Consider the following 11,799-nt stretch of genomic DNA (forward strand, 5'->3'; position numbering starts at 1 on the left):
GCCCGGCGGGAACGCCGGGCGATAACCACTTGTCGCGGGCTTATTTACCCATCTTCACGTCGGCAACCCATTTGTTAATGAGCGCTTTGCGGACTTCCGTTGAGCCGTACTTATCCATGTCATAGCTGATAAGCTTGAGGTCATCGAGCTTCAGCGAGTTTGGCGAGGTCTCCGCCGTGGTGTTGGTGAGGATTTGATAGGATTTGCCCTTCTTCCACGCCAGCTCCTGGGCATCCTTCGACAGCACCCAGTCAACGAACAGCTTCGCGTTATCTGCGTTGCGCGCGCCTTTCAGAATGCTGACGCCGCCAATCTCATAGCCGGTGCCCTCGCACGGGGAGATCAGCTCCAGCGGCGCGCCCTGCTCTTTTTCCAGCGAGTAGTCGTGGAGGAAGCCGATGCCGATCGCCGTTTCGCCGCGGGCGGCGTTACGCGCCGGGGCGATGCCGGATTTGGTGTACTGGGAAACGTTGGCGTTGAGCTGCTTCAGATAATCAAACGCCTGATCTTCCCCCCACAGCTGGACGAAGGTCGCCAGCGCGGTGTAGGCGGTGCCCGAGCTCTGCGGATCGGCAATCTGGATCTCGCCCTTGTATTCCGCTTTGGTCAGATCCTTCCAGCATTTCGGCACCGGCAGATTTTTCTCTTTCAGCCGCTGCGTGTTGACGCCGAAGCCGAGGATCCCGACGTAAACCGCCGAGGAGAGGTTGCCTTTCACCTTCGCCGGATCGCGGAATTTCTCCATGATCTGCGCGAGGTTCGGAGATTTATACGGCTGCAGCAGCCCCATTTCACCGGCCTGCGACTGCGGATCGAGGGTGCCGCCGTACCAGACGTCGGCCTGCGGGTTTTTCTTCTCCGCGTCCACCTTCGCCAGGGTACTGCCGGAGCCGTTGCGGATAAACGAGGTTTTAACGTCGTACTTGTCGCCGAACGCTTTGGTTTCGGCTTCGCACATTTCGTTGGTGGCGCTGCAGTAGACCACCAGACGGCCTTTTGCCTGCGCCGCACCGGTGAGGGCAGCGAGCGCGAGTCCGGAAGCAATGAGGGTAGAGAGAAGCGTTGTTTTCATTATTCAGCCCTTCAGGATGTTGTGTGATTGCGTGAAACGGTGACGCCCGACATCAGCAGGGGCATCAGTAATAAACCCATCAGTACGGCGGCCAGCGAGAGCAAGCTGAACATCCCCGACCAGCCGTAGCGTTCAATGACCTGCGACAGCGGCCAGCCGGCGAGCGCGGCCCCCAGATAGGCAAACACGCCGAGAAAGCCGCTGATCGACCCCGCCGCCTGCTTGTGCCCGCACTCGACGGCGGCAAGGCCAATGAGCATCTGCGGACCAAAGACAAAAAAACCGACGCTGAAAAAGCACATCGCCAGCAGCGCGTAGTGATGCACCGGCGCCAGCCACAGCGCGGCGACCGAGACCATGAGCCCCAGCGTGAACAGCAGGAGCATCGGCGCGCGCTGGCCGCTGAACAGCAGGTCCGATCCCCAGCCGGCGAACAGCGCCCCGAGCAGGCCGCCGGCCTCAAACAGCATGACCGTGGCGTTGGCGCTCAGCAGGTTGACGCCGTGGCTCTCCGCCAGCCAGATGTTGCCCCAGTCGTTAAGCGCGATGCGGATCAGATACACCAGCACGTATGAGGCGCCCAGCAGCCAGATCATCGGGTTCTGCAGCATGGTGGTGCGCAGCATCTGCCACAGCCCCATCGGCGGGCTCTGCAGCTCCTGGCGCAGCTCCAGCGGATCGTTGCGCCACTCGCCCACCGTCGGCAGCCCCTCCTCCTGCGGCGTGCCCCGCAGCTGGGTGGTCAGCCAGATACCGAGCACGATGCTGACGATCCCCGGTGCCAGCATCGCCGCCCGCCAGCCCCAAAAGTGGGCGGCGAAGGCGCAAATCAGCGGCACTATCGCCCCGCCGATATTGATGGAGGTGTTCCAGCATCCCCACCAAAAGCCGCGTTCGTTGCGCGAGTACCAGTGGGTGAGCAGCCGGGCGCAGGGCGGCCATCCCCATCCCTGGAAAAAGCCGTTTAGCGTCCAAATAAACAGCAGCACCGGCAGGGAGTGGCTAAACACGAACAGCACGTTCAGCACGCCGGTCGCCAGCAGGCCAATCCCCATAAACGCCCGCTGTCCGTGGCCGTCATGCCACAATCCGGCGGCAAATTTTGACAGGCCGTAGCTCAGATAGAACAGCGAACCGATCAGCCCGATGTCGCTTTTGCTCAGCCCCATGTCCAGCTGCAAAACCGGCAGCACGTAGTTGATGCTTTTGCGCGTCAGGTAGAACGCGGCGTAGCCAATGACCATGCACAGCAGCAGCCTCGGGCGCTGGGTCCGGTAGCGTTGAGCGATCTGTGCAGCAGACAGTGCGGGCATGGCGTTCTCCGTTTAGGCTGACGATATAAAAGCGCGGGGCAAAATGAATGAGAGAAAGTCCGGTGCGGCTAAGACTTTTTCCTGGTTAGCGAAGTGTTTGTGACGAAAATGTGGGCAGGTTAACAATTACGCGCGTGCCGCCGCGTGATTCCAGGGTCAGCTCCCCGCCGAGGGCGTGGACACGCTCGCGGATGCCCTGCATGCCAAAGCCCGGCGTGTTCTGCGGGCCGAGGCCGCTGCCGTTGTCCCGCACCTCGAGGTACAGGCCGTCTCCCTGCTGGCAAAGCAGGATCGCCACCTCGCTGGCGCCGGCGTGCTTGCTGACGTTATTGAGCAGCTCCTGCAGCAGGCGGTAGAGGGTAAAGACCAGGATTTCGTTGGCCGGCGGGGCCGCCAGCCGGTAGTCAAAGCGGCAGTTAATCCCGCGCTCGGCAAAGGCGAACTCTTTCACCAGATGGTGCAGCGCCTCCCTGAGCGACAGCTCGTCCAGCGCCGGGGGGCGCAGCTGGCGCAGCATCTGGCGGGTGGAGTGGTGAATGCGCTGAGCCAGGGCGTTGATTTGCCCGGCAGCCTCAATCGCCAGGGCGGTGCCGCCGGCCCGCTTGACCAGCTGCGACTGGATCTGAATGGCGGTGATGTTCTGCCCGATTTCATCATGCAGCTCGCGGGCGAGATGCTTGCGGGTATCCTCCTCCGTGTGGATCAGCTTTTCCGTCAGCTCGCGCCGCGTCTGCAGCTCCTGTTCGAGCCGGCGGCGATAGCGATCGAGATTGAGCGCCAGGTGCTGCTGGCGGCTGATGGCGATACCCAGGCCGATCCCGAGCAGCGACTGGGTGGCGAGGAAAATCTCAAGCTCCAGCAGATCCGTAAAGCCGCCACCCACCTGGCGCGCGATGGCGATCATCATGCTGCCGAGCAGGCCGGACAGCACCCCGCCCTGCCAGCCAAACTTCCACGCCATCACCACGTTAGGCAAAAACACCACGATCAGCAGCAGCCGCTCCAGCGCCGGGGAGAGCACCATCTGGGTGCCGATGCCGATGATAAAAAACAGGCTGCACCAGATAATCAGCGAGGCGCGCAGCGGCGGGTTGCTGGTATCCAGCCCCAGCAGCTGGTAGCGATGCTGCTGGCGCAAAAACTCGAACATCAGATAGACAAACGGTGCCAGCAGCACGCCGCCGGTAAACGAGGCCAGCCCGAGCAGCGTCGCGGGGCTCTGCAAAAAGGCGATCAGGGCCAGGGTCTGGAGCAACGCGTTGGCGCTGACCGCCGCAATCAGCAGCGACAGCCGCTGCCAGTAGAGCGGAAAGCGGTACCAGAAACGCTGCGCCATATACGCCGACAGCATGCCCACCAGCGGAACGATCGCGATCGCGTAGCCGGTCAGCAGCTGTTCGCTGCGCAGCCAGGCGATCGCCGCCAGCGGCGGCAGGACCACCGCCGGCCAAAAGCGGCGCGGCAGCAGGATCAGCAGCGCCAGATAGACGCCCTGCGGCAGAAACAGCACCGCCTGCTGGCCGTTGTGGGTCAAATAAAAGCTGAGCGTCCACAGCATCAGCCAGCCGCTTCCCCAGGCCAGGGTGATAAACAGCATCAGGACCAGATGACGGGAGGCGCGTTTCATCCATGGCCCGTCAGCAGCTGATTATCGAGGGCGAAATGCACCAGCTCAATGGTGCTGCCGCACTGCAGCTTGCCCAGTACGTTAGCCCGGTGCACGTGGACGGTTTTATGGCTCAGCGCCAGGCTGAAGGCGATCGCCTTCACGCTCTCCCCTTTCACCAGCAGCTCGAATATCTCCCGCTCGCGCGGGGTCAGGACGTCGAGCGCTTTCGGCGAGGATTCGCCGCCGCGCAGCGCTTTGAGGGCATCAACGCACAGATAGTGGCCGCCCATCCCCACCGAACGTACCGCCTGCACCAGCTCCTCCGGGCCGCAGCGCTTGGTCAGATAGCCGCTCGCGCCGGCGTCGATGGCGCTCTGCACAAAAGCCGGCGTGTCGTAGATGCTGAGAATGATGGCGCGAAACCCCGGCTGCCGCTGGCGCAGACGTTTGAGCAGGCTCAGGCCGTTCTCGTCGGGCATGGCGACGTCGAGCACCGCAACGTCAATGTCGCTGCGCATCAGCGCGGGCCAGGCCTCGGCGGCGCTGCTGTACTGCCCCGCCACGATAAGATCGTCTTCCAGATTTAATAGCTGGGCAAAACCGGAGCGAACGACCACATGGTCATCCACCAGGGCGACTCTGATCATGATGCAATACTCTTGGCGGAAGGTCGTTTTATGATGCCTGTTACCGCGGCGCAGGCAATGTCGCAGCCGCCGTTATGTAACGAATGTAACAAAATTGCAATAAACCGGCCGCTGCGGGCGATCGGCCGATAAAAAATTTTCCGAATAGATGCTCCCCCTGACGCGTTTACCCATCACCAACACCGCTGATGGAGTCCCTTGTTATGACACAACTATCCCCCACCGCCCGGCGCCAGCGCTATGACGGCTTGACGCTGACGCTGCACTGGCTCACTGCCGCCTGCGTCATCTTTCTCTTTTCCAGCGCCCACATCTGGGCGTGGCTGGAACGCGGTACGCCGTTGCGAAAAGAGCTGCAGGCCCTGCATATCTCGTGCGGCATCGTGCTGGCGCTGACGATCGTCGTGCGCCTGCTGTGGCGCATTATCAGCCAGCGCTCCCCGCGCTACGCCCTGCCTCCCGCCCCCCTTTCGCGCCCGACGAAGCTTGCCGCACACGCCGTCCACGGGACGCTGTACCTGTTGCTGTTTTCCCAGGCCGCGCTGGGCTTTCTGTTTCGCTGGGCGCAGCAGGAGCCGTTCCGCTTTTTTGGCGGGCCCGATCTCTCCGGCTGGGTAAGCATCGATCCCGCGCTCAGGCATAGCCTCGGGGAGTGGCACAACAACGTGGCGTGGGCGCTGATTATTCTCGCCTGCGCCCACGCCCTGGCGGCGCTTGCCCACCACTACCTGTTTCGCGATGGCGTGCTGTCCCGGATGCTGCCCGGTCGCACCGGCCGTTAATCCCTGCCCTCCCGCGCGAATAGCGCGCGGGGGAGTTTAGGCCCGATGCCGGACTTTAGCCTCGATGGCGATATCAATGGTGACGGTATCCCCCACCAGCGCCGCCAGGCTGTCCATATTAAAAGCCGCACGTGAGATGGCGGTCGTGGCATGCAGCGACAGCACCTCCCGGCCGACGGGGCCGTTCGTCGGATCTTCGAGAGCCGCCTCGAGAATGACCGGACGCAGGATATTTTTGACGCCGAGATAGCCGAAAACCCGAAAGCGTCCGCCCCCCAGCGCCACCACGCGGCTGCTGGTAAAGCGGATCGCCGGATAGCGATCGGCATCGAAAAAGAGACGGCCCTTCATTTGCCAGGTCAGCAGGCTATTGGACGCCGCGAGGGTGGCGACCGGGATGTTGACGCTCAGGCGATCGTCCATGTCATTAGCCGTATCCAGCGTCAGCTCCCCCGTTACGCCGGCAAGGTGCGCCTGCGAGGTGCCGCCGAAAGCCTGCCATGAGAGCCCAATTGCGGTGTCGGGCGTGCTGATGCCGTAGCTAACCGGCATCGCGCACAGCGGCGCCGGGCCGATCAGGAGCCCGAAGGCGATAGCGGAAACAGTGCGCGTCATAGTGGGTTATCCTCAGTGTCGATAACCGGTAAACGCGCCTGGCCCCGTTTTTATTCATCGCTATTTTTGCCGGCGGATCGGGCGTTTGCCGGCGACGCACGTAGCGGTTGAGCGAACGCGTGGTTGATGGTAAACAGGGGAACGCCCACTATCGAGATCGGTACATGTCAGCAGCCTACGCTATTGTGGAAACCGTTCCTCCGGCAGAGGATTTTTGTCGCCTGCGCGTTATCTCCGGCTTAACGCCCCGCCCTCTTGAGGCGGCTAAACGCGCGCTGCCCCGCAGCTGCCACGGCGTATACGTGGAGCGTTCCGGGCTGATTGTCGGCATGGGGCGCATCGTTGGCGACGGCGCGCTTAACTTCGAGATCGTCGATATTGCCGTCGATCCGGCGCATCAGGGAAAGGGGTTGGGACGAAAAATCATGGAGCACCTGATGGCCTGGCTTGAGCTGCATGCGCCGGCGGGCGCCTACGTAAGCCTGGTCGCCGACGTCCCCGAGCTGTATAAAAAATTTGGCTTTAAGCTGGTGCGCCCGGAGAGCGAAGGCATGGCGCTGGTGTGGGGATCGCAAGAGCGGTGAAGGGAGGAGTCATCCCCCCTTCTTTTAGCAGGAACCGCTACGCGCCCTGGCGGGTTGCCGCGAGGACAATTTCGCGAATGCAGACGTACTGCGGCTGGGAGTAGGCGTACGCGATAGCGTGGGCGACGTCTTCCGGACTGAGGACTTTGCCGCCCATATCCTGCTTCCACGCCTGGTAACCGGCCTTGATGTCGTCGCTGGAGGTGTGGCTCAGCAGCTCGGTCTCGACCGCGCCGGGCGCAATCACCACCACCCGCACGTTGTGCGGCGACAGCTCTTCACGCAGGTTTTCCGACAGGCCGTGGACGGCAAACTTGGTGCCGACGTACACCACGTGGTTGGGGAAGGTCTTACGCCCGGCGATGGAGCTGATGTTAATGATGGTGCCGGCCTTGCGCTCAATCATCCCTTTGGTGACGGCGTGAACGCCGTTCAGCAGGCCCTTGACGTTCACGTCCAGCATCTGCTCCCATTCATCGGGATCCTGCTGATCAATGTTACCCAGCAGCATCACGCCGGCGTTGTTCACCATCGCATCTACCGGCCCAAACTGCTGCTCCGCTTCGGCAATCGCCGCGGCGACCGCCCGGCGGTCGGTGACGTCCACCGCGCGGCACAGGGCGTTCGGCAGATTCAGCGCCGTCATACGCTCGACGCGACGGGCCAGCAGTAACAGCGCATGCCCGCGCTCTGAGAGCAGTTTAGCGGTCGCCAGGCCAATGCCGGAGCTTGCTCCGGTAATCACAACTAAAGGTTTTGCTGCAGCGTTCATGGAGTCACCTCATAAATAAAATTGATGGCGCTACTTTAAATCCGCATAGATATGGTGAAAAATGGTTTATTTTTCTCACAGCCATAAAAAATAACTATGGATAAACGACAGCTCGGCGCCTTCATCTGCGTGTTTGAAGAGCGAAATATTACCCGCGCGGCCGAACAGCTAAGTCTGACACAGCCGGCGCTATCCGCCACCATCAAGGCCCTGGAAGAGGAGCTGGGAACGCGGCTTTTCGTGCGCAAGCCGCGAGGGGTGGAGGTGACCGAGGACGCGAGGGCGCTCTACCCTCACGCCTGCCGGATGATCCAGGATATGGCCGCGCTAAGCACCCGCTTTCGCAAGCGCCAGCACAAGCTGCCGCTGAGTATTGGCGTTGAGCAGGATATCGCGTCTCCCTGCCTCGAGCCGCTGCTGCAGAAGATCCGCCTTGAGATGCCGGACACGCTGGTCACGCTCGATCCGGGCTGCACGGGCGATATTCGCCTCGGCTGCGAAAGCCTGCGCTGTGAGGATGAGCTTTTTATGCCGCTGTTCGAAGAGCGCTACGTGCTGGCCTACCCCGCCGCTCACCCGCTGGGCCAGCTGGCGGAGCTGACGTCGGAACAGCTCTGCAGCCAGCCGTGGGTGATGTATCCGGCTCACGACTCCCATCAGCGATTCCTGCCGTTTTACGGCGCCTCGGCCGGCGCCCCCAGCGCCAACGCCGGAAGCTTTAGCCTGGCGCTGGATCTGGTAGAGGCGGGGTTCGGGCTGGCGATCGCCCCCCGGTCGCTGGTTGAATCGCGCTGCGAGCTGAGCTCGCGCCAGCTGCCCGGCTATCCGCTGCTGCGCCGGGTCGGCATCTGCTACGCCATGCAGGCGGCAGAGATAACCGCCGTGGAGCAGCTGCTGAATAACATAAGCCGGCCGTAGATCGGCTTATTCGTCGCCGTGGCATAATTCAGTTTGGATGGGGCGGCGAATCAGAATCGCTGAACGTTGGCGACTAACAGATTAATTTATTGATTAAAGATGGAACCAGGCTGAGTTCAGGAGAGCTGAACCTGAACTGACACCACCGATACAAGACGCTATCTGAATTTGGACAAGCAATAGTACAGGTGAGGCGGAATTGGCGTCATCAGACTCTCTGTGGGGTCACTTGTATTCAATGAATTTTGTATTTTAGCTTTTGTAGCTACATCCACGATCATCATAGCTTTCCATTTTTACGGATTTACCTTTTCCAAATCATTAATTATTCATATACATTCTTTCCATATAAAAAAGACGACACATTTAATCATGTAATCTTAGTTATATGGATTCCAAAAAAAATAATAACTATAATTTTAACGTTGAATTAACCTTGACTATCTTCGACGGACATGGCACTGTTAATCCACCAAGTGAATAAGAATCACTTAGATTAAGGTGAATATAAGGATACTTTTCGTATGGATAGCACATCATCTTTTCACTAATATTATTGAACTGTTCCCATGCCGTGGTTATTGAATAATAAATGTAATCCAGCCATATCTAAAATACTGTAAACCTATGTTAGTTGTCAGGCTAACCAATGCAAATGATGATTAATGGAGCTAATCAAATTGAATTTTGTCATGAAGATAATTCTTATCGTCATTTTCATCCTGATTATCAGTGCGGTCTATAAAAAAGCACAGAAAAAAGGCTTACGCGCGTATCACATCGTCGTGCTGTTCTTGACATCTCCCCTTACCGTTTTTTTAGATTACTGTCTGCAGCGCCAGGCGCTACTTCTGGATACGCCCGCAGTCAAAACAACAGCAATTTATGGCCTCCCGCTGGCGTTTATTTTTTCGTTTATTTTGTATATCATATCTCGCAAGAAGAGATTTAAATGAGAGCCTTAACGGAAGTTGAATTATCATTTATTCACGGGGCTGACGGCAACGGCTCTTATAATCCGATCCCGCTCATTGTCGGTAGTATAAGTACAATAGCAAAATTACCCACACCAGTATCATTAGCCGTGGGAATTGGAACCGAAATCGCTATTCAGGCCTCGCCGCATATGCCGGTTAACGTTCCAGTTCCGAAGATCCCAATGGGGCCGACATGGAATGGCAGCGGCGGCGGTCGCCCTTCCCCTTCGGCGTCACTTTCAACACCCGATTCATCAAATTAAAAAACGCAAGCTTATTAGGATGAGCCTGTGTAAGCACACCCGTTTTAGTTCCATGCATTTTTTGAGATTTCCGGGGTTTCAGCCATCAGCCAGCGGACTGGACGCAGCCGGTCGCACCGTTTCCCGTGACCGATAATATTTTTTATATCGGCACCCACGGCCTGACGTCATGGCTGATTGTTTCAGGCCAACAGGCGATCGTGCTCGATCCAGGACTGGAGCAGAACGCTTCGCTGATCGGAAAAAATATCCGCGCGCTGGGGTTCACGCTGCAGGACGTCAAGCTGCTGATAAACAGCCATGCGCACTTTGACCATGCCGCGGGCCTGGCCTCGCTGAAAAAAGCGACCGGCGCGCGTCTCTACGCCATGGAAGGCGACGTGTCCGCGCTGGAAAAGGGGCGGCACGAAGGCGATAACATCTACGGCAACGCCGCCTTCCCGCCCGTCATGGTGGACCGCGTGCTCCATGATGGCGATGCGGTCACGCTCGGAAAAATCAGGCTGACGGCCGTACTGACGGCGGGTCATTCGAAAGGCTGCACTACCTGGCTTATGCGCTCAACCCTTGCCGGAAAGCCGGTCAACGTCGTCTTCCCCTGCAGCATCAGCGTGGCGGGCAATACGTTAATCAATAACCGTACCTATCCCGGCATTGCGGCGGACTACCGGCGCAGCTTTGCGCGACTGCGCGGCCTCAGCGCGGATATCGTGCTGCCGAATCACCCCGAGGTGACGCAGGTTATGCTGCGCGAGGAGCGGGTCAAAGAGGGCGACAAGCGGGCCTTTATCGATCCTGGCCTGCTCAAACGCGTCGTAGATGCAGCTGAAATAAAATTTAATGATGCGCTTAATCACCCGGCCCGGTAAGTCACGATGAGCCGTGCTCTCTACGGCTAAAACATCCGGCCCGCCGCCGAACTTAACGCGGAGGCGGGTCAGATGGTGTGCTTAACGATCGGCGTCGATCCCGATATTAAACATCTCCCGCGCCTCCACTGCTCTTTGCTTATTCGGCAGCCGATGCAGAATCCGGCTCAGCAGCAGCCCAATCGCCAGCAGGGAAATCACGGCGAGCGCCAGCCCGTTCCATCCCGCTTTGGCAAAGACGAAGCCGTTGAGGTAGCCCAGCACCGCGCCGCCCGCGTAATAGCAGAAGAGATAAAATGCCGTTGCCTGTCCTTTAGCGTGGGAGGCGTGCCCGCTCACCCAGGAGAGAATGGTTGAGTGCGAGGTAAAGAAGGCCACCGAGAGGACAACCACCCCGAAAATAAAGACCGCCGCGGTGGTGGCAAAAATGCTGATGGCCGCGCCGGTAATCATCACCAGCAGCAGCATGCTGAGCATATTCATGGCGCCGAACCGCACGGCCAGCCTGGCGGTCGTCGGCGCGGAGAAGAAGGTTAGCGCGAAGCTTACGGGGATCAGCCCGATATGGGTAAATGACAGATTGAACGGTTCGCGGTGCAGATAGAAGGCGACGAAGTTAAAAATAGAGGTAAAGGAGCCGAAGAGAATAAAGCCGATAACGTAGGCCAGGGAGATATTTCGGTTTTTAAAATGTTCAATACCGCCTTTTAACATCTGCGTCAGGTTTAGCGCGGTGCTCGGGGTAAAGTTTTTCGACGCCGGAAGGAAATAGAGGACGTAAAGCGCCATAAAGATCAGCAAGCCGCCAAACAGCATGAAAATAACGTTCAGCGAAACCTGTTCCATCATCAGCGTGGCGAAAACCCTGCCGGACATGCTGCCCAGCGAGTTACCAAAAATAAAATAGCCGGTGACGACGCCCGCCAGAGCGGGAGAGACCTCTTCGCAAATATAAACGGTGACCGCCGCCGTGATACCGCTGACGGCAAGGCCAAGCAGAGCGCGATAGAGCACCAGCTCCGGCCAGGCGCTGACGGTAGTGCACATCAGCGTCAAAATGCCGCCTAACAGCAGTGAAACGACGATAGTTTGCTTGCGTCCAAAGCGATCGGAAAGGCTGCCGGTAAACAGCATCGCCAGGGCCAGACAGCCGACCTCAGCAGAAAGGATCAGGCCAACCTGATTAAGCGGAATATGGTAAACCTCCGCCAGCTTGGGCAGCAGCGCCTGGATAGAGTACAGAGAGGCAAGCTCCGCCAGCCCGGCCAGCGGCAGCGTGAGCAGTATGGGTAAATAATGTCTAAGTCCGATGTTATTCGGTGCTGGCTTCATTTTTATTCCTCACATTATTTCTTTAGATAATTTCTGCGCTGCGCGC

12 protein-coding genes and 1 pseudogene are annotated in these 11,799 nt (G+C 58.9%); 6 read left to right on the forward strand and 7 right to left on the reverse strand.

Annotated elements, in window-relative coordinates:
* Positions 1–40: 40 nt before the first annotated feature.
* The 4 genes from EDF75_RS19100 to EDF75_RS19115 all read right to left on the reverse strand — a co-directional run bounded on the left by EDF75_RS19100 (position 41) and on the right by EDF75_RS19115 (position 4,641).
* Positions 41–1,072 (reverse strand): ABC transporter substrate-binding protein, encoded by a 1,032-nt coding sequence (locus EDF75_RS19100; RefSeq protein ID WP_133600523.1) that lies wholly within the window; start codon positions 1,070–1,072, stop codon positions 41–43.
* Between the two features lie 11 nt (positions 1,073–1,083).
* On the reverse strand, positions 1,084–2,385 hold the full coding sequence (uhpC, locus tag EDF75_RS19105; protein WP_133600524.1) for an MFS transporter family glucose-6-phosphate receptor UhpC: 1,302 nt from the start codon (positions 2,383–2,385) through the stop codon (positions 1,084–1,086).
* Positions 2,386–2,470: 85 nt separating this feature from the next.
* Complete coding sequence (locus EDF75_RS19110; protein WP_133600525.1) at positions 2,471–4,012, reverse strand: MASE1 domain-containing sensor histidine kinase; 1,542 nt, start codon at positions 4,010–4,012, stop codon at positions 2,471–2,473.
* On the reverse strand, positions 4,009–4,641 hold the full coding sequence (locus EDF75_RS19115; protein ID WP_132512864.1) for a response regulator transcription factor: 633 nt from the start codon (positions 4,639–4,641) through the stop codon (positions 4,009–4,011). Before EDF75_RS19115 ends, EDF75_RS19110 begins: the two co-directional genes overlap by 4 nt.
* 203 nt (positions 4,642–4,844) lie before the next feature.
* Between EDF75_RS19115 and EDF75_RS19120 the strand changes: the two genes are divergently transcribed.
* Positions 4,845–5,423: a cytochrome b gene (locus EDF75_RS19120; RefSeq protein ID WP_133600526.1), complete on the forward strand. Its 579-nt coding sequence runs from the start codon at positions 4,845–4,847 to the stop codon at positions 5,421–5,423.
* A 36-nt stretch (positions 5,424–5,459) separates the two neighbouring features.
* Here EDF75_RS19120 and EDF75_RS19125 read toward each other — a convergent pair whose 3' ends face one another.
* Positions 5,460–6,038, reverse strand: coding sequence for a YceI family protein (locus EDF75_RS19125; RefSeq protein WP_133600527.1), 579 nt, complete (start codon positions 6,036–6,038; stop codon positions 5,460–5,462).
* A gap of 164 nt (positions 6,039–6,202) precedes the next feature.
* Here EDF75_RS19125 and EDF75_RS19130 point away from each other — a divergent pair, with 164 nt between their 5' ends.
* A complete protein-coding gene (locus EDF75_RS19130; RefSeq protein WP_133600528.1) occupies positions 6,203–6,622 on the forward strand; it encodes a GNAT family N-acetyltransferase in 420 nt (139 codons plus the stop codon).
* 37 nt (positions 6,623–6,659) lie between these two features.
* Here EDF75_RS19130 and EDF75_RS19135 read toward each other — a convergent pair whose 3' ends face one another.
* Entirely contained in the window at positions 6,660–7,394 is a 735-nt protein-coding gene (locus tag EDF75_RS19135) for an SDR family oxidoreductase (protein ID WP_133600529.1), read from the reverse strand.
* Positions 7,395–7,490: 96 nt separating this feature from the next.
* Between EDF75_RS19135 and EDF75_RS19140 the strand changes: the two genes are divergently transcribed.
* The 4 genes and pseudogenes from EDF75_RS19140 to bla all read left to right on the forward strand — a co-directional run.
* Positions 7,491–8,312 (forward strand): LysR family transcriptional regulator, encoded by an 822-nt coding sequence (locus EDF75_RS19140; protein WP_133600530.1) that lies wholly within the window; start codon positions 7,491–7,493, stop codon positions 8,310–8,312.
* Positions 8,313–8,977: 665 nt separating this feature from the next.
* The gene (locus EDF75_RS19145; protein ID WP_133600531.1) at positions 8,978–9,268 is read left to right on the forward strand and encodes a hypothetical protein; all 291 of its coding nucleotides are present in this window, start codon (positions 8,978–8,980) and stop codon (positions 9,266–9,268) included.
* Positions 9,265–9,552, forward strand: coding sequence for an E492 group microcin (locus EDF75_RS27660; protein WP_463671438.1), 288 nt, complete (start codon positions 9,265–9,267; stop codon positions 9,550–9,552). The genes EDF75_RS19145 and EDF75_RS27660 overlap by 4 nt, the downstream gene beginning before the upstream one ends.
* A gap of 107 nt (positions 9,553–9,659) precedes the next feature.
* Positions 9,660–10,421: pseudogene (bla, locus tag EDF75_RS19150) on the forward strand (subclass B3 metallo-beta-lactamase); the annotation flags it as partial.
* Between the two features lie 81 nt (positions 10,422–10,502).
* Here the strand turns inward: bla and EDF75_RS19155 are convergent.
* Positions 10,503–11,753, reverse strand: coding sequence for an MFS transporter (locus EDF75_RS19155; protein WP_133600533.1), 1,251 nt, complete (start codon positions 11,751–11,753; stop codon positions 10,503–10,505).
* Positions 11,754–11,799 lie beyond the last annotated feature (46 nt).

Origin of the sequence: Klebsiella sp. BIGb0149 (assembly GCF_004362605.1) — a bacterium.
In the GTDB taxonomy this organism is placed as follows: Bacteria; Pseudomonadota; Gammaproteobacteria; order Enterobacterales; family Enterobacteriaceae; genus Klebsiella; species Klebsiella terrigena.